Source organism: Arthrobacter sp. ISL-72 (assembly GCF_018613755.1).
Lineage (GTDB): Bacteria > Actinomycetota > Actinomycetes > Actinomycetales > Micrococcaceae > Arthrobacter.
In genome coordinates, this window is sequence record NZ_JAGGPP010000008.1 from 1 (window position 1) to 17,647 (window position 17,647).

Here is a 17,647-nt window from a genome sequence, read left to right on the forward strand (position 1 = left end):
AATCCCCCCAGCAAGCTGGGGATCATCGTTCGACTTGCATGTGTTAAGCACGCCGCCAGCGTTCATCCTGAGCCAGGATCAAACTCTCCGTTGAAGTAAAACAGACACAACCACCGAACCCGGGAAAACGGGAACAAACGGCTGCACAAAATTTGAAACCAGCTGAAAAACAACCAGACCACACCACGGGGTGGCATAATCCAGTCAATTCAACCAATCCATTACAATAAATTGGTATCAACAAACTTGGCACACTATTGAGTTCTCAAACAACAGACACATTCGAATACTTCTCAAACAAATATTTGAATTCCAAAAATTTTTTGTTAGCATTTCTTCGCTGCGATGTTTCTAGCTTATTTCATTCATTTCCACTTTGCAAATCCGCATATTCTCCGGAAATTCACTTGGTGGAGTGAATCCGCCCAGCAAAACGTGAAGCAATTTTTCATCTCTGCGCCTAGCGCATGAAGAATTGCTTCTCATCTGTAGGGGGTTTGTCACCGCTCAGCGGCGGCGACTCAGAAAAGAATACAGGCTCCCCTCCGACCGTGCAAATCGGCCGGAAAGGAGCGTGCAGCGGGGTTTTCTAGGACGCTGATACTTCCACGGTGGCGAGGTTCTTCTTGCCCCGTCGCAGCAGCAGGTAGCGTCCGTGCAGGAGTTCGCTGCCTGGAATGACGGCGTCGGGATCGGTCACCTTGGAGTTGTTCACGTAGGCGCCGCCTTCACTGATAGTCCGGCGGGCAGCGGATTTGCTGTCCGAGAGCCCGGACGCCACGAGCAGGTCAACGATGCCGAGTTCGTCGGCATCGATCCGGGCCGACGGCAGTTCGGCTGTTGCAGCCACAAGGGTGCGCTCGTCCAGTGCCGCGAGATCCCCGCCGCCGAACAGTGCCGCCGAGGCGGCGATAACCTTTTCCGTTGCCTCCACGCCGTGGACGAGTGACGTCACCTCGAAGGCAAGCTTCCGCTGGCCCTCCCGGGCAAAGGGACGCTCTGCAGTGGAGACCTCGAGGGCTTCGATCTCCGCGCGGGTGAGGAAGGTGAAGACCTTCAGCCTCGCAGCGACGTCGGCATCAGCGGTGTTGAGCCAGAACTGGTAGAAAGCATACGGGCTGCACATTTCCGGATCGAGCCAGATGGCGTTGCCTTCGCTCTTGCCGAACTTGGTGCCGTCCGCGTTCGTGATGAGCGGAGTACCCAGCGCGTGCACGTGCTTGCCATCGACCTTGCGGATGAGCTCGGTGCCGCTGGTGAGGTTGCCCCACTGGTCCGACCCTCCCGTTTGCAGGACGCAGCCGTAGTCGCGGAAGAGCTGAAGGTAGTCCATGCCCTGCAGGATCTGGTAGCTGAATTCGGTGTAGCTGATGCCTTCATCGGAGCTGAGGCGGGAGGCAACGGCGTCCTTGCGAAGCATGGTGCCGACGCGGAAGTGCTTTCCAATGTCACGCAGGAAGTCGATGGCGCTCAGCGGAGCGGTCCAGTCCAGGTTGTTGACCATCCTGGCGGCGTTTTCGCCGTCGAAGCTCAGGAAGCGGCGGACCTGCGCCTGGAGGTACCCCACCCACTCGGAAACAGTGTCCTTTGTGTTGAGGGTGCGTTCGGCCGTGGGCCGCGGATCACCGATCAGGCCCGTCGACCCGCCCACCAGGCCCAGCGGCTTATGGCCGGCAAGCTGGATCCGGCGCATCAGGAGCAGCTGGACGAGGTTGCCCAGGTGGAGGCTGGGGGCTGTCGGATCAAACCCGCAGTAATAAGTGATCGGGTCCCCCGCGAGCAGCTTCTCCAGTTCCACTTCGTCAGTGGATACGTGGACTAGGCCGCGCCAGTTGAGCTCTTGCCAGATGTTGGCAAAGCTCGGATCGTTCTGCTGGGACTCGAGATCATTTAGTTGGGACACGTGATCTAAGTTAGCAGGATTGGCAGGAGGCCGGTGTCGTCCGGACCTCCTGCCAATCAGGGACTAGCGTTCGATGCCTGCAGGCACCGGGGCGGCCGCTATCAGACGCAGCCGCTGCGTCGGCCGGGTCATGGCAACGTAAAGATCGCCAACGCGTCCGTGCTCATGGTTGAGCATCATGGACGGCTCCAGCACCACAACGCCGTCGAACTCCAGACCCTTTGCTTCCCGGGGACTGATCACAACAATGTCCTGCTCGTAGCTGCCGGCGCCGGTGCCGACGCGCCTGCCGTAGGCGGCACGCAGGGCCGACGTGGCCTGCGGCAGCAGCTCGCCGTCGGCTATCACCGCAAGCAGGCCGCCGTCGAGTGCGTCCAGCTCATAGGGGAGGACCTCCACGAGGCGGCTGACAACGGTGCCGTCATCCACCCGGTCAATGATCGGCGACCAGCGGCCCTCGCGAACGGCCTTGGGAGCCGAAACCACCAGTCCGGCCGCGGTGGCCATCCTGGCGGCCGCTTCCGCGATCTGCGACGGCGTCCGGTAGTTGACGGTGAGTTCCTCCAGCTGCCAGCGGTCCCCGAACATCGGCTCAAGGGCGCCCTGCCAGGAATTGGCACCGGCCACGGAACTAGTCTGGGCAATGTCGCCGACGATCGTGAACGACTTCAGCGGGCAGCGCCGCACCAACAGTCGCCACTGCATCGGTGACAGTTCCTGGGCCTCATCAACCACAATGTGCCCGAAGGCCCAGGTGCGGTCGCTGGTGGCACGCTCCGCAGCCGTGAGGCGCGCTTCGCGTTCCTGGTTCTGCTCGACCAGTTCTTCGGCCGTCATCAGCACGTCCACGCCCGCGGTTTCCATGTTCACCAGCGTCTGCTTGGCGTTGGCGATGTCCCGGGCGCGGTCGTGCTCCTGCTGTGCCAGGCCGCGGCCCGCCGCGGGATCAAGCTCGCCGAGCAGCTCGGCGGCTTCGTCCAGCAACGGCACGTCCGCTTCGGTCCAGGGGCTGTCCGTCGGGCGGGCCAGCAGTGCGCGCTCGGCATCGGTGAGGTTGGGCGTGCAGGCTTCCAGGATGGCCGGTTTGCTGAACAGCTCGGAGATGAGCTTTTCCGGCGTCATCGGCATCCAACAGAGATTCAATGCGATCCGGACATCGCGCGCGGTTCGGACGTCCTCCGCGAGATAGGAACGGTCGGCGTTGTTGCCGATGCTGCCGGCTTCCACGAGTTCGGTCATCTGCTCGGTCAGTTCGCGGAGCAGGATCTTCACGAACGTCAGGCGCGCCTCGTTGTGCGGCTTGTGGGTGGCGCGGGCCTTTTCCCGTGCCCGGCGCACCTGGCGCGGAGTCAGGACCAGTTTGCGTCCGTCCACCTCAAGGATGCGGTTCTCGGCGGGAAGCCGCTGCCGGTTTGCCACGGCGTTGGCGACGACCTCGGCCATGTCCAGCCTGCCCTTGATGGCAGCGACATCCGCTTCCTGTTCGGGTACGGCATTGACGCCGGGCATCAGCCGGCCGAGGCTCGCCATCACAACGCCGGTCTCGCCGAGGGACGGCAGGACGCGCTCAATGTACTTCATGAACGACGACGACGGTCCCACCAGGAGCACGCCGGCAGTCTTGAGCCGGTCGCGGTGGGTGTACAGGAGGTAGGCGGCGCGGTGCAGTGCGACGGCGGTCTTGCCCGTTCCCGGACCGCCCTGGACGACGACGGCCCCTGAGATCGAAGACCGGATGATCCTGTCCTGCTCGGACTGGATGGTGCCGACGATGTCCGACATGCGTCCTGTGCGCTTGGAGTTCAGGGCGGCCAGGAGCGCGCCCTCGCCCTGCAGGGATTCGTTGTCGGCAAGCATGTCGGCGTCGAGGACGTCGTCTTCGATGGCTTTGACCTCGCGGCCCTGCAGGATCAGGTGGCGGCGGCGGCGCACGCCCTGGCGGTCGAAGGCGGTGGCCTGGTAGAAGTGGCCGGCCTCGGGTGCCCGCCAGTCGACCATGAGCCGCTGGAGGTCGTCAGTTGTCAGGCCGATACGGCCGATGTACTGGGCTTCCCCCGAGTCCAGGTCGAGACGGCCGAAGACCAGGCGGTCATCGACCGCGTCAAGCTGCGCCAGGCGGTCCTCATAAAGGGCCGCGAACGCGTCCCGTTCGGAGACATTCTGCATGGTGCCCACGGCTCCGGCACGGCGGACCTGGGCCAGCTGGGCGCGCTTTTCGGCGCGCAGTTCATCAAGGCGGGCATACAGTCCGGCAACATAGTCCCGTTCATGGGCCAAATCAGCGTCGAGCATCGAGACTTTCCCCTATCGCAAAAGACAGACCGTCCATTCTACAACCTTTTCCACGAACGTGCCTGAAACATTCACTTGCTCCCCCAGCGATCCGCGCTAGATCCTTATGAGCGACCGGACACGGTGGCCGCTCAGCGCGGACCGTCCGCGGAGTTCGCCGAGTTCCATGACCACGCCCACACCTGAAACGTGGACGCCGCAGCGTTCAAACAGCCGCGTCGCGGCACCGAGCGTGCCTCCGGTGGCAAGCACGTCGTCGAGGATCAGCACACGGCTTCCGGCCGGCAGGTCGGTGGTGTGCAGTTCAAGTGTGGCGGTGCCGTATTCCAGGGCGTAATCCTCCGAGACGACTTTCCGCGGGAGTTTGCCGGCCTTGCGGACCGTCACAACGCCGGTGTCGGCGGCGTACGCCGCCGCAGCCGCCAGCAGGAAGCCGCGGGCTTCCACTCCGGCGACGGCGTCGAACTGGCCCTTGAATGGCTCGACCAAAGCGTTCACGACGGCGTGCAGCGCTGCACCGTTGGCAAAGACAGGAGTCAGGTCCTTGAAGATGAATCCGGGTTTGGGATAGTCCGGCACCGTGGCGCAGAGGCTGTTGATCAGCTGGTCCACGGGTACACTTCTTCTGGCCTGGCCCGGCTCGCTTTGATTCACGCATCCACCCTATGCCGATGGCGGCCAATCTTCACGATCCGGCCGGGCCTTCGCCGCCTTGTAGCGTGAAACCGTCGGATCCCCGGTCAGCCAGTACCGCCACGGATAGGCATGGCTGCCGCCGGCTCCCGAAACCCCCACACGCGGACCCGTGCTGATGTCACGCGCCTTTGCCACCGGCAGCTCCAGCCTGAAGGGTTCACTCAGCGCGTCCCGGCCGCTGTCAGCGGTTGTCACTCCCAGTGCCGTTGCCAGCCGGGCGGGTCCGCTGGCCAGGTCCTTGGCGGACTTCGACGCCGGACGCCTGGCACGCGCGAGCTCTTCACCGGCCACTATTTCCCCGCCGCGCAGGAGCAGGGCCGACGCCACTCCGGGTGGCCCGCAGACAATGTTGGCGCAATAGTGCATGCCGTACGTGAAATAGACGTACAGGTGCCCGGCGGGTCCAAACATGGGCTTGTTGCGTCCAGTCTGGCCGCGAAAGGTGTGGGAACCGGGGTCCGGGTGCTGCGAGTCGTGCGGACCCATGTAGGCCTCCACCTCGGTGATCCGAACGGAAACCGTCCCCTCCGGACTGTCATGGGTGAGTACGGCGCCGAGCAGCAGGGGCGCCACATGCCGGGCATCCCCGGACAGCAACTGCCGCACGGCGTGTTCGTGGCCTGATCGCGGCGGGCTGCTGCTCATGCATCGACTTTAACAAAGGTCCGCTACGGCCGTGTCCGATTTCCGCTAGCACCGGGTGCCGGCAGCTGACAGGATGGAGCCATGGACTTCTGGCAGCGCTACCGGGCAATCGATGCCCGGGACACCCGTTTCGACGGGCAGTTCTACACCGCTGTCCGGACCACCGGCATCTATTGCCGGCCTTCGTGCCCGGCCCGGACGCCGAAGGCGGAGAACGTCACGTTCTACGAAACCTCCGCTGCCGCCCATGACGCGGGGTACCGTGCCTGCAAGCGCTGCCTTCCCGAAGCCGTCCCGGGCACGCCGGCCTGGAACCTCCGCTCCGACATCGCCGGCCGTGCCATGCGCCTCATAAACGACGGCGTGATCAACCGCGACGGCGTGGAGGGCCTCGCCTCCCGGCTGGGTTACTCCTCACGGCAGCTCAACCGGATCCTGACCCACGAACTGGGCGCCGGCCCGCTCTCACTGGCACGGGCCAGCCGGGCCCAGACCGCCCGGACCCTGCTCGTGTCCACCCGGATGAAACTCGCTGACGTAGCTTTTGCCGCCGGCTTCAGCAGCGTCCGCCAGTTCAACGACACCATCGGCGAGGTCTTCGACATGACGCCGACCGCCCTGAGGGGCACCGGCCGGCACCATCGGACAGCGGCCGCCACAACGGCGCTGACGCTCAACCTGCCGTACCGCGAACCGTTCGATCCGGGCATCTTCGAATTCCTGGCCGTGCGTTCCCTTCCCGGGATCGAGTCCGGCACCGCAACCTCCTACGCGCGGACCCTGCGGCTCCCCCACGCCGATGCCCGCTTCAGCGTGAAGTACGACGGCGGCGCGCCGGGGCGGCCCCTGATCCTCACCATCGGCGCGGTGGACCTGCGGGACCTGCCGTCACTCCTGAGCCGGGTCCGGCGGCTCCTGGATCTCGACGCCGACCCGGTGGCCATCGACGGCGCCCTGGAAGCAGACGCCCGCCTGGCACCAACCGTGAAAGCCTTCCCCGGCATGCGGATGCCCGGGGCGGTGGACCCGCAGGAGTTATTGATCCGGGCGATGATCGGGCAGCAAATTACCGTCGCGGCGGCCCGGACCGCCCTGACGCAGCTGTCCGCCTGCGGAAGCGAGAGCCTGGTGCCCGCGGACGGACTCCACCGGCTGTTTCCCACGGCCGCCCAGATCACGGACCCGGGTTTCGGCCTACTTCGCGGTCCGCAGCGGCGGATCGACTCTGTCCGTGCTGCCGCCGCAGCCATGGCCTCCGGGGATTTGGAGTTCGGCTACGGCGATGACCTTGCCGGACTGCAGTCCAAGCTCCTGCCGCTGCCGGGGGTGGGACCCTGGACCGTGGGATACGTGGCCATGCGGGTGATCGGCGCCCCGGATGTGTTCCTGGCCAACGACGCGGCCGTCCGCAACGGCATCCTCGCCCTCGATGCAGGCATGCAGGGGGCAGGCACCCAAGTGGCCGGGGTGCAGGCGGGCGGCCGGCAGCAAGGCGGACATGCACCGGATTTCAACGAAGTGAGCCCGTGGCGTTCCTACGCCACGATGCACCTCTGGCGGGCGGCCGCCCTGCGTTCCAAGCCCAAAGCAAATCCCAAGCTCCAGCCGGAAACGCACCCGGGACCCCAGCTGCAGTCCCGGCAACCAGCCCTGTCCGCCGTTCCGGCGGATTAACGCTAGAAAGCGAAAACCATGAAAGCCGAGTTGCTGACCATGTCCACCCCGGACGGTCCGTTCACCATCATTGCCCGCGACGGTGCCGTCCTGGCGTCCGGCTGGACTGCTGAGACTGCGGAACTGACGGGCCAGATCCATCCCGAACTGTTGCCGGATGAATTCGTCCCGGTCCAGGAGCTTGGCGACATTTCGGATGCCGTTGATGCCTTTTACGCCGGGGATCCGGAACCTGCCATGCGGGTGCGGGTGCTGCAAAAGTCTGGGCCGTTCCGCAGCCATGCCTGGGACGTCCTCCGTACGGTCAGCCCGGGGCGGCCGGTCACCTACACGGAATACGCGGAGTTGTCCGGGAACCCGAAAGCCGTTCGGGCCGCTGCGAGTGCCTGCGCCTTGAACGCGGCGGCCCTGTTCGTGCCGTGCCACCGCGTGGTGCGGACGGACGGGACACTGGGCGGTTTCAGGTGGGGGCTGACCGTCAAGGAAAGCCTGCTGGGCCGGGAAAGGCGCTGACCCCGGGCGGAAACGCTGCTTCCTACTGGGCGGCCGGAACGCCCGACGGCCAGGGCAGCAGTTCGGGAAGCTCAACATCGTCGGCAGCAGCCGAGGCGCGCAGGCTGCTGAGTGAAGCCTCCCGTCCCGCCAACCACGCAGCAATGTCCGTCAGCATTCCGTTGATGACAATGGACCGGTTTCCGATGCCTAGGGTCACCGGCGGAAGGCCGAGGGGCTGCAGCACGAACCGCTGCCCCTCCGGCACCCGGGCCGCCAGGAAATCGAACAGATGCTCGCAGAAACCGCGGCTCCAGGTTTCAGGCCCGCGCCCCGTGTTGAGGTCCGAGCCGTGGATCACCAGCTCGCGCCAGAGGGCGAAACCGCCGTCCAGCACCACTCCGCTGCGATAGGAGATCGGAACCTGCCAAGCGTCCGCGTCCAGTGCGTCGAACGCCCGCAGAACCCGTTCCAGCGCCCGGTCCAGATCTTCGCGGTGCTGCGCCAAGGTGTGGCCGGCGGCCATTTCGATCGCTTTCGTGCGGCCTTCGTAGCCGCCGTCGTACAGCTCCACTGTCTCCCCGCGGCCAGCGTATTCGAGTTGCCGGGCCATGGCGTTTGAGATTCCGGCGATGTGCGCGAGGACGTGCCCCCGCGTCCAGCCCGGCAGGGCTGAGGGTGCCGCGACGTCTTCTTCGGCGAGTTTGGCTGCCTGGGCGGCAACGGCGTCGGCGGCTTTATGAAGTTCGGTGAGCAGCGCGTCGGGTGCGATTGCGGTCATACCCGCCATCGTAGCGGACAGCTAATTGCCCCTAACGCAGGCCGCGCGCCGAACCCCGGTCATAACGGTGGTGCGGGACGTCGCGATGTGCCAGCCGTCGTCGTCGATGTCTTTCAGGATCAGCATTCGGGCCGACGGCTGGCCGCCTTCCCCCGCCGTGGCCACGCTGCAGGCGTGCGGCTGGGGTTCCCCGGCGGCCAGAGCCACCGCGAGCCACTGCCAGAACAGCTCGGCGGGGTCGACCGGCGCCGCTGCTGCGTCAAAGTCCGGAAGATCCTCGGGGAAATCCGGCAGGGCCCTGAGGTATCGGCGGAAGGATTCGCTCATCGCGCCATGTTAGCGGGGTTCCCGGGCGGTAAACGCACAACGCTCTCTCACCTTTCGCGGGAAATCCGCCGACCCTCCTGCAGGTGGTGCAGGAGGGTCGACGGAAACGCTGCAAAAATTGAGAGAGCGTGCGGCTGTTAGCCCGCGTACCCTCGGACGCCCGCCAGCTCGGTTTCGAGCGCCACGAGCTGGCGTTCGACGGCGGCCGGTGCGGTGCCGCCCTGGGAGTTCCGGCTGTTGAGCGAACCTTCCGTGCTGAGGACCGTGCGGACCTCCGGCGTCAGGTGCTCCGAGATGGCGGCATATTCCTCGTCCGTCAGGTCCCACAGCTCGACGCCGCGGCTTTCGGCCTGCTGTACGGCGGCGCCGGAGAGCTCGTGCGCCTCGCGGAACGGCACGCCCTGGCGGACCAGCCATTCGGCAATGTCCGTGGCCAGCGCGAAGCCTTGGGGTGCCAGCGATTCCATCCGTTCGGTGTTGAACTTCAGCGTGGCGATCATGCCCGAGACTGCCGGGAGCAGCAGCTCCAGGGTGTCGGCGGCGTCGAACACCGGCTCCTTGTCCTCCTGCAGGTCCCGGTTGTATGCCAGGGGCAGGCCCTTGAGCGTGGCCAGCAGCCCGGTCAGATTGCCGATCAGGCGTCCGGCCTTGCCGCGGGCAAGCTCTGCCACGTCCGGGTTCTTCTTCTGCGGCATGATCGAGGAACCGGTGGAGTACGAATCGTGCAGCGTGACGAAGGAGAACTCCTTCGTGGCCCAGAAAATCACTTCCTCCGAGATCCTGGACAGGTCCACGCCGATCATGGAGCAGACCCAAGCGAACTCGGCGAAGACGTCGCGGGATGCGGTGCCGTCGATCGAGTTGTGGGCCGCCGAGAAGAAGCCCAGGTCCGCGGCCACGGCCTCCGGGTCCAGGCCGAGTGAGGAGCCCGCGAGGGCACCCGAACCGTAGGGCGAAACGCCGGCGCGCTTGTCCCAGTCCTGGAACCGCTGCACATCGCGCAGCAGCGCCCAGGCGTGGGCCAGCAGGTGGTGGCTGAGCAGGACCGGCTGCGCGTGCTGCAGGTGGGTGCGGCCGGGCATGGCCACACCCTGGTGCGCCTTCGCCTGGTCCACCAGTGCCTCGATGGTGGCCAGGACGCCCCGGGCGATGATGCGGGCGTGGTCGCGAAGGAACATGCGGCCGAGCGTGGCCACCTGGTCATTGCGCGAACGCCCGGCGCGGAGCTTGCCGCCCAGCTGGGTCCCTGCACGCTCGATCAGTCCGCGTTCCAGCGAGCCGTGGACGTCCTCATCGGACTCCGCGGGCAGGTAGGCGCCTGAAGCGACGTCGTCATCCAGCTGCGTGAGGGCAGCAAGCATGCCTTCGAGCTCGGCGTCGTCCAGCAGACCAGCCTTGTGCAGCACGCGGGCGTGCGCCTTGGACCCGGCGATGTCGTAGCGTGCCAGCCGCCAGTCAAAGTGGGTGGACTTGCTCAGCGCCGCGAGGGCGTCCGCGGGGCCGCCGGCAAAGCGGCCGCCCCACAACGCACCGGTGTTGGTCCCCGAGCGCGCCCCGGATGTGGTTTCCTGCTCAGCCACAGGGGCTACTTTCCTGCGACGCGGATGTCGCGGCCGGAGGCAACCTTGGCGGACATGCCCCACAGCTCGATGAAGCCGCGGGCCATGGACTGGTCGAAGGTGTCGCCGGTGTCGTAGGTGGCGAGGTCGAAGTCGTAGAGCGAGGTCTCGGAGCGGCGTCCGTTGACGATCGCCTGGCCTCCGTGCAGCACCATGCGGATGTCGCCGGAGACGTACTTCTGGGTGTCTTCGATGAAGGCGTCCAGGGAGCGCTTGAGCGGGGAGAACCACTGGCCGTCGTACACGAGTTCGGCCCAGCGCTGGCCGACGGTGGCCTTGAAGCGTGCCTGTTCGCGCTCGATGGTGATGTCCTCGAGGTGCTTGTGCGCGGTGATCAGCGCCATGGCACCCGGGGCTTCGTAGATTTCCCGGGACTTGATGCCGACGAGGCGGTCTTCGACGACGTCGATCCGGCCGACGCCCTGTGCGCCTGCGCGGCGGTTGAGTTCCCTGATGGCCTGCAGCGGGGTGACCTTGACGCCGTCGATCGCCACGGGAACGCCGGCCTCGAAGGAGATGGTGACCTCATCGGGTGCCGGCGGGAATTCCGGGGCTGCCGTGTAGTCGTAGATGTCCTTGGTGGGGGCGTTCCAGATGTCTTCGAGGTAGCCGGTTTCCACGGCGCGGCCCCAGACGTTCTGGTCGATGGAGTACGGGTTCTTCTTGGTGGTCTCGATCGGCAGGCCCTTTTCCTCGGCGAAGGCGATGGCCTTGTCGCGGGTGAGGGCGAGGTCGCGGACCGGGGCGATGCACTTCAGGTCCGGGCCGAGGGTCTGGATGCCGACTTCGAAGCGGACCTGGTCGTTGCCCTTGCCAGTGCAGCCGTGCGCAACCGTGGTGGCGCCGAATTCGCGGGCGGCCTTGACCAGGTGCTTGACGATCACCGGGCGGGAGATGGCGGAAACCAGCGGGTAGTGGCCCTGGTAGAGGGCATTGGCCTTCAGGGTGGGCACGCAGTATTCGTTGGCGAACTCGTCGCTCGCGTCCGCCACGTAGGCTTCCACGGCGCCGCAGCCGAGGGCGCGCTGGCGGATGGTCTCCAGCGATTCGCCGCCCTGTCCCACGTCAACCGCCACTGCGATGACCTCGGCGCCGGTGGCTTCGCCGATCCAGCCGATGGCCACGGAAGTATCGAGGCCACCGGAGTAAGCCAGAACAATACGCTCAGTCACAGAAAATGCTCCTTAGTTGTTGGTTCTTGTCGTCTTCAAGCTTATTGGCCGGCTTCCTCGGCGAACTGCAGGAAGCGGGCGGCTACGTCCGCGCCGCCCAGCGGCTCGCGGGTGACCAGCAGCACGGTGTCGTCCCCGGCAATGGTCCCCAGGATGGACGGCATGACGGAATGGTCGATCGCAAGTGCCAGGAAGTTCGCCGCTCCCGGCGGCGTCCTGAGCACCACGATGTTGGCCGAGGCTTCCGCCGTCACGAGCAGCTCTCCGCACAGCCGGGCAAGCCGGGCGTCCAGGATTTCCTGGGTGACGCCGGCCTTGGCGGCACGCTCCCCGCCCTCCCCGGGGACGGCGTACACGAGGACGCCGTCCTTGCCGCGGACCCGGACGGCGCCGAGTTCCACGAGGTCGCGGGACAGGGTGGCCTGGGTGACCTGGACGCCGTCGTCCGCCAGCAGCGCTGCCAGTTCCGCCTGCGAGCGGACGGATTCACCGGTCAGGATCGCCGTAATCCGCGCCAGCCTGGCCGTTTTGGTGGCCGGGCTGGCGCCTTGCGCCGCCGACGGGTTGGTGGACACTAGAACGTGCTCTCCCCGGTGCCTTCAACAGGAGCAAGACCGTCGACGAATGCAAGTCCGGAGCGGTGCATGAGCCAGGCCATCAGCGCTTTCTGGGCGTGCAGGCGGTTTTCCGCCTCATCCCAGACGATCGACTGCGGTCCGTCAATGACGCCTGCGGAGATCTCATAGCCCCGGTAAGCCGGCAGGCAGTGAAGCACGACGGCGTCCGGCGCCGCGAGCTGCATCGCCGCTTCGTCGACGGAATAGTCGCGGAACAGCTGGAGCCGGGCTTCCTTTTCGGCTTCCTGGCCCATGGACACCCAGGTGTCGGTGGCGACGACGTCGGCGCCCTTGAGGGCTTCCGCGGCGTCCGTGGTGATCAGCACCGAGCCGCCTGTCTCCGCGGCCCGCTCCTCCGCCGCTGCGACGATGTCCGCTGCCGGCAGGTAGCCGTCCGGACCGGCGATGCGGACATGCATCCCGGCTGTCACGCCGGCCAGCAGATACGAGTTCGCCATGTTGTTGGCGGAGTCCCCGAGGTAGCTCATGGTGAGGCCCTTGAGCTCACCCTTGTGTTCCTTGACGGCCAGCAGGTCGGCCAGCAGCTGGCAGGGGTGGTAGTCGTCGCACAGTGCGTTGATGACGGGGACCTTGGAGTTCTCGGCCATCGCCACCAGCCCGGCGTGCGCGCCGGTGCGCCAGACGATGGTGGAGACCATGCGCTCCAGGACCTTGGCGGTGTCCTCCACCGATTCCTTGTGCCCGATCTGCGCCTCACCCGGGTTGATGATGAGGGCGTTTCCGCCCATGTCCGCCACGCCGGTGGCGAAGGAGACGCGGGTCCTGGTGGACGTCTTGTCGAAGATGACGGCCACGGTCTTGCGTCCGCTGCCGTCGGCCGCAAACGGCTGGATGCTGTAGGGCGAGGCCTTCATGCGCACGGCGAGGTCCAGAACCTCGGCCTGTTCGGCCGGGGTGAGGTCCGTGTCCTTGAGGAAGTGGCGGGTGGTTGCGGAGCTGGTCACTGGGCATCCTTTGCAGTCTGGAGGAGCGCGGGCAGCGCCTGGACGAAGCTGTCGGCCTGTTCGGCGGTAAGGATAAGGGGCGGGGCGAGGCGGATGGTGCGCGGACCGGGGCTATTGACGATGAATCCGGCGTCCAGCCCTGCACTGACCACGGAGGGCCCGATGTCCGCATCCAGGTCAAAGCCGATCAGGAGGCCTTCGCCCCGGACTTCCGTGACGCCGTCGACCGCGGCCAGCTTTGAGCGCAGGCGCTCACCCACGGTGCGGACGTTGTCCAGGACGCGCTGGCTTTCAATCGCGTGCAGCGTCGCCAGTGCGGCGGCCGTGGCCACGGGATTCCCGCCGAAGGTGGTGCCGTGCTGGCCTGCGGTGAGGAGCGAGGAGGTTTCAGGTCCGAAGGTGACCAGCGCTCCGATCGGGAAACCGCCGCCGAGGCCCTTGGCGAGGGTCACTGCGTCCGGGACGATGCCGGCGTCTTCGCTGGCCAGCCATTTGCCCGTGCGGCCGATGCCGGTCTGGACTTCGTCGAGGATCAGCAGTGCGCCGGCTTTCGTGGTGGCCTCGCGTGCGGCCTGCAGGTAGCCGGCGGGCAGGGGCCGGACACCGGCTTCGCCCTGGATCGGTTCGAGGAACACGGCCGCGGTGGTTTCATCGATGGCGGCCAGCAGGGCGTCGACGTCCCCGAACGGGATGTGGACAACGCCGCCGGGCAGCGGTTCGAAGGGTGCACGGTACGCTTCCTTGGCGGTCAGGGCCAGGGCGCCCATGGTCCGTCCGTGGAAGGCACCTTCGAGGGCGATGACCTTGGTCCGGCTTTTAGGTTCAGCCGACACGCCTGCGCCGGAGTTGCGGCGCGCGAGCTTGAACGCGGCTTCGACCGCTTCGGTGCCGGAGTTCGCGAAGAACACTTTGGAACCTGCCGGCGCCTTGGTCAGTTCGAGCAGCTTTTCGGCCAGCGCGATCTGCGTGGGGCTGGTGAAGAAGTTGGAGACATGGCCCAGGGTGGCCAGCTGGCTGGCGATCACCGACGTCACGAAGGGATGGGCGTGGCCCATGGCGTTCACGGCGATGCCCCCAAGCAGGTCCAGGTATTCCTTCCCGTCGGCGTCCCAGACCAGGCACCCGGCCCCGCGGACCAGGACCCGCTGCGGAGTGCCAAAGACGCCCATGAGCGAGGAGGAGTAGCGGTTCAGCCACTCGGCTCCGGTGGTGTGGCCGCGGGTCTCCACCAGTTCGACCACCGGGGACTTTTCAATCTGGCTCATGCGTTCGTTTCCTCGTCCGGTACCACCTGCGTGCCGATGCCCGCGGTAGTGAAAGTTTCCAGCAGCATGGAGTGGGGCAGGCGCCCGTCCACAATGTGCGCGCGCTCCACGCCGTCATCAACCGCCTTAAGGCAGGCGGCCATTTTGGGGATCATCCCGGACTCCAGCCGCGGCAGCATCTCCCGCAGCTCGGAAGCGGTCAGGGACGAGATCAGCGATGATTTGTCCGGCCAGTTGGCGTAGAGGCCCTCGACGTCGGTCAGGATAACCAGCTTGGACGCGCCCAGGGCGGAGGCGACGGCGGCCGCCGCGGTGTCCGCGTTGACGTTGAGCACCTGCCCGGTGGTGTTTCCGTCGCCCGCGATTTCCGGGGCAACAGTCGAGATCACCGGGATCCGGCCGGCTGCGAGGATGTCCACGACGCCTTCCGGATTGACGCCCACCACTTCGCCAACGAGGCCCAGGTCCACTTCCTCGCCGTCCACCACCGTGCCGGTGCGGACGGCGCGGAGCAGGCCGCCGTCCTCACCGGACATGCCGACGGCGTACGGTCCGTGGGAATTGATCAGGCCCACGAGCTCGCGGCCCACCTGGCCGGTCAGCACCATGCGGACCACGTCCATTGCCTCCGGGGTGGTGACGCGCAGACCGCCCTTGAATTCGGACTCGATGCCCAGCCGCCCGAGCATGGCGTTGATCTGGGGACCGCCGCCGTGCACCACCACGGGGTGGATGCCCACATGGTGCAGGAAGACCACGTCCTCGGCGAAGGCACGGCGGAGTTCATCGTTGACCATGGCGTTGCCGCCGTACTTGATCACCATGGTGGTGCCGGCGAAGCGCTGGATCCACGGCAGGGCCTCAATCAGGGTGCCCGCCTTGTCCTGGGCATCCAACATGGAGGTGTTCTCGCGTGTCTGGGTGTTCATGCTGCTCGTCCTTCCGGGAAGGGCTTAGCTGGAGTAGGCGCTGTTTTCGTGGACGTAGTCGTGCGTCAGGTCGTTGGTCCAGATCGTGGCTTCGGCCTCCCCGGCCTGCAGGTCGATCTCCACCAGGACCTCGCGCGGCTCCAGGTCCACCAGGCTGCGGTCCTCGCCGATGCTTCCGTTCCGGCAGATCTGGACGCCGTTCATGGAAACGTTCAGCTGGTCCGGTTCGAACGCTGCGTCGGTGGTGCCGACCGCCGACAACACGCGGCCCCAGTTGGGGTCCTTGCCGAAGATTGCCGCCTTGAAGAGGTTGGAACGGGCCACCGCCCTGCTGACGATTTCGGCTTCCTTTTCGCTGGCTGCGTTGAACGTGCGGATTGCGATGTCGTGGCTGGCGCCCTCGGCGTCACCGATCAGTTTGCGGGCCAGTTCGGCGCAGACCTGCGTCAGTCCCGGACCGAACTCCTCGGCAGAGGGCACGGCGCCGGAGGCGCCAGAGGACAGCAGCACCACGGTGTCGTTGGTGGACATGCAGCCGTCCGAGTCCGCCCGGTCAAAGGTGACCCGGGTAGCGTCGCGGAGCACGACGTCGAGCATTTCCGGCTGGATGTCCGCGTCGGTGGTGATGACCACCAGCATGGTGGCCAGTCCCGGGGCAAGCATGCCTGCACCTTTGGCCATGCCGCCGATGGTGTATTCGTTGCCTTCGGCGTCCCTGCCGGTGAATACCGCTTCCTTGGACACGGAATCCGTGGTCATGATCGCCGTGGCGGCCGAGGCGCCGCCGTCGGCACTGAGGGCCGCTGTGGCCGCGCCGATGCCCGGAATGACCTTGTCCATGGGCAGTTGCTCACCGATCAGGCCGGTGGAACAGACCAGGACGTCCGTGGCGGACACGCCCAGCGCTTCGGCGGTCTTTTCGGCGGTGGCGTGGGTGTTCTGGAAGCCCTGGGGTCCGGTACAGGCGTTGGCTCCGCCGGAGTTGAGGATGACGGCGTCAACGCGGCCGTCCTTCACGACCTGGCGGGACCAGTGCACGGGCGCCGCCGCCACTCGATTCGAGGTGAAGACTGCCGCTGCCGCTTTGGCGGGGCCGTCGTTGACCACGAGGGCGAGGTCAGGGTTTCCGGACGCCTTCAGGCCGGCTTTGACGCCGGCGGCCCGGAATCCTTTCGGGGCGGTAACGGTCACGGGGCAACTCCCTGCAGGTTGAGGCCGGCGGTTTCCGCCAGGCCAAGGGCGATATTCATGGACTGGACGGCGCCGCCGGCAGTCCCCTTGGTCAGGTTGTCGATGACGCACGTGACGATGACGCGCCCGGTGTGGGCGTCGAAGGCCAGCTGCATCACGGCGTGGTTGGAGCCCTGCACGGCCTTGGTGACGGGCCACTGGCCCTCCGGGAGCAGGTGCACGAACGGCTCGTCGTCGTACGCCTCTTCCCAGGCCCGGCGGAGCTCTGCTGCCGTGACGCCGGGCTTCACCCGGGCTGTTGCCGTGGTGAGGATGCCGCGGCCCATGGGTGCGAGGGTGGGCGTGAAGGATACGCTCACGGGCTCACCCGCGGCGTTGCCAAGCCCCTGTTCGATCTCAGGGGTGTGCCGGTGGCCGCCGCCCACGCCGTAGGGGCTCATCGATCCCATGACCTCGGAGCCGATGAGGTTCACTTTCGCTGCTTTACCGGCACCCGAGGTGCCCGACGCAGAGACAATCACGACGTCGTCGGGCTGGAGGAGGCTGCCGGCGAACCCGGGCGTGAGCGCCAGCAGGGCCGACGTCGGGTAGCAGCCCGGCACGGCGATCCTCTTGGCTCCCTTCAGTTTTTCCCGCTGGCCGGGGAGTTCGGGCAGCCCGTAGGGCCAGGTTCCGGCGTGGGCCGAGCCGTAGAACTTTTCCCAGGCGGCGGAGTCTTCCAGGCGGTGGTCCGCGCCCGCGTCGATCACGAGGGTGCCTTCGGGCAGCTGGGCTGCGATCTCTGCCGAGGCACCGTGCGGAAGCGCCAGGAACACCACGTCGTGGCCGGAGAGGTTCTCCACCGTGGTGTCCTCAAGGATCCGGCTGGCCAGTCCATGGAGATGCGGCTGCAATTCGCCTAGTCTGGAACCGGCGTTGCTGTGGGCTGTGATGGCGCCGATGGTGACGTCGGGGTGACCGGCCAGCAGCCGGAGGACCTCGCCGCCGGCGTAGCCGCTCGCGCCGGATACGGCAACAGAAATAGTCATGGTGTCGACTATACAGCAAGACTATGCATAGAGCCCGATATTTATGCATAC

The 17,647-nt window shown here is 66.4% G+C and carries 16 protein-coding genes and 1 rRNA gene; 2 read left to right on the forward strand and 15 right to left on the reverse strand.

Annotated elements, in window-relative coordinates:
• The 5 genes from J7I92_RS08155 to J7I92_RS08175 form a co-directional block, all read right to left on the reverse strand.
• Positions 1-94 (reverse strand): 16S ribosomal RNA (locus J7I92_RS08155); the annotation flags it as partial.
• A gap of 495 nt (positions 95-589) precedes the next feature.
• Complete coding sequence (tyrS, locus tag J7I92_RS08160) at positions 590-1,903, reverse strand: tyrosine--tRNA ligase (RefSeq protein WP_214839310.1); 1,314 nt, start codon at positions 1,901-1,903, stop codon at positions 590-592.
• Between the two features lie 63 nt (positions 1,904-1,966).
• Complete coding sequence (locus J7I92_RS08165) at positions 1,967-4,195, reverse strand: AAA family ATPase (protein ID WP_214839312.1); 2,229 nt, start codon at positions 4,193-4,195, stop codon at positions 1,967-1,969.
• A gap of 96 nt (positions 4,196-4,291) precedes the next feature.
• Entirely contained in the window at positions 4,292-4,849 is a 558-nt protein-coding gene (locus tag J7I92_RS08170; RefSeq protein WP_214839314.1) for an adenine phosphoribosyltransferase, read from the reverse strand.
• A 9-nt stretch (positions 4,850-4,858) separates the two neighbouring features.
• Positions 4,859-5,536 carry a DNA-3-methyladenine glycosylase gene (locus J7I92_RS08175; RefSeq protein ID WP_214839316.1) on the reverse strand — a complete coding sequence of 226 codons (678 nt, stop codon included), beginning with the start codon at positions 5,534-5,536 and terminating at the stop codon, positions 4,859-4,861.
• A gap of 81 nt (positions 5,537-5,617) precedes the next feature.
• On the opposite strand from J7I92_RS08175, the gene J7I92_RS08180 reads away from it, so the two are divergent.
• Together J7I92_RS08180 and J7I92_RS08185 are read left to right on the forward strand one after the other, a co-directional pair.
• Positions 5,618-7,210, forward strand: a complete 1,593-nt coding sequence (locus tag J7I92_RS08180) for a DNA-3-methyladenine glycosylase 2 family protein (RefSeq protein ID WP_214839318.1) — start codon at positions 5,618-5,620, stop codon at positions 7,208-7,210.
• A gap of 18 nt (positions 7,211-7,228) precedes the next feature.
• The gene (locus tag J7I92_RS08185) at positions 7,229-7,723 is read left to right on the forward strand and encodes a methylated-DNA--[protein]-cysteine S-methyltransferase (RefSeq protein ID WP_214839320.1); all 495 of its coding nucleotides are present in this window, start codon (positions 7,229-7,231) and stop codon (positions 7,721-7,723) included.
• Between the two features lie 22 nt (positions 7,724-7,745).
• Here the strand turns inward: J7I92_RS08185 and J7I92_RS08190 are convergent, their stop codons facing one another.
• The 10 genes from J7I92_RS08190 to argC form a co-directional block, all read right to left on the reverse strand.
• Positions 7,746-8,483 (reverse strand): maleylpyruvate isomerase family mycothiol-dependent enzyme, encoded by a 738-nt coding sequence (locus tag J7I92_RS08190; protein WP_214839321.1) that lies wholly within the window; start codon positions 8,481-8,483, stop codon positions 7,746-7,748.
• A gap of 21 nt (positions 8,484-8,504) precedes the next feature.
• Positions 8,505-8,810 (reverse strand): pyridoxamine 5'-phosphate oxidase family protein, encoded by a 306-nt coding sequence (locus J7I92_RS08195; RefSeq protein WP_311380210.1) that lies wholly within the window; start codon positions 8,808-8,810, stop codon positions 8,505-8,507.
• Positions 8,811-8,947: 137 nt separating this feature from the next.
• Positions 8,948-10,390, reverse strand: a complete 1,443-nt coding sequence (argH, locus tag J7I92_RS08200; RefSeq protein ID WP_214839322.1) for an argininosuccinate lyase — start codon at positions 10,388-10,390, stop codon at positions 8,948-8,950.
• Between the two features lie 5 nt (positions 10,391-10,395).
• The gene (locus J7I92_RS08205) at positions 10,396-11,601 is read right to left on the reverse strand and encodes an argininosuccinate synthase (RefSeq protein WP_214839323.1); all 1,206 of its coding nucleotides are present in this window, start codon (positions 11,599-11,601) and stop codon (positions 10,396-10,398) included.
• Positions 11,602-11,642: 41 nt separating this feature from the next.
• A complete protein-coding gene (locus J7I92_RS08210) occupies positions 11,643-12,176 on the reverse strand; it encodes an arginine repressor (RefSeq protein WP_214839326.1) in 534 nt (177 codons plus the stop codon).
• Positions 12,176-13,183, reverse strand: coding sequence for an ornithine carbamoyltransferase (argF, locus tag J7I92_RS08215; RefSeq protein WP_214839327.1), 1,008 nt, complete (start codon positions 13,181-13,183; stop codon positions 12,176-12,178). The genes J7I92_RS08210 and argF overlap by 1 nt, the downstream gene beginning before the upstream one ends.
• Positions 13,180-14,448 carry an acetylornithine transaminase gene (locus J7I92_RS08220; RefSeq protein WP_214839328.1) on the reverse strand — a complete coding sequence of 423 codons (1,269 nt, stop codon included), beginning with the start codon at positions 14,446-14,448 and terminating at the stop codon, positions 13,180-13,182. Before J7I92_RS08220 ends, argF begins: the two co-directional genes overlap by 4 nt.
• Positions 14,445-15,377: an acetylglutamate kinase gene (gene argB, locus J7I92_RS08225; RefSeq protein WP_214839329.1), complete on the reverse strand. Its 933-nt coding sequence runs from the start codon at positions 15,375-15,377 to the stop codon at positions 14,445-14,447. The genes J7I92_RS08220 and argB overlap by 4 nt, the downstream gene beginning before the upstream one ends.
• Positions 15,378-15,401: 24 nt before the next feature.
• Positions 15,402-16,568 (reverse strand): bifunctional glutamate N-acetyltransferase/amino-acid acetyltransferase ArgJ, encoded by a 1,167-nt coding sequence (gene argJ / locus J7I92_RS08230; protein WP_214839330.1) that lies wholly within the window; start codon positions 16,566-16,568, stop codon positions 15,402-15,404.
• On the reverse strand, positions 16,565-17,596 hold the full coding sequence (gene argC, locus J7I92_RS08235; RefSeq protein ID WP_214839331.1) for an N-acetyl-gamma-glutamyl-phosphate reductase: 1,032 nt from the start codon (positions 17,594-17,596) through the stop codon (positions 16,565-16,567). Before argC ends, argJ begins: the two co-directional genes overlap by 4 nt.
• Positions 17,597-17,647 lie beyond the last annotated feature (51 nt).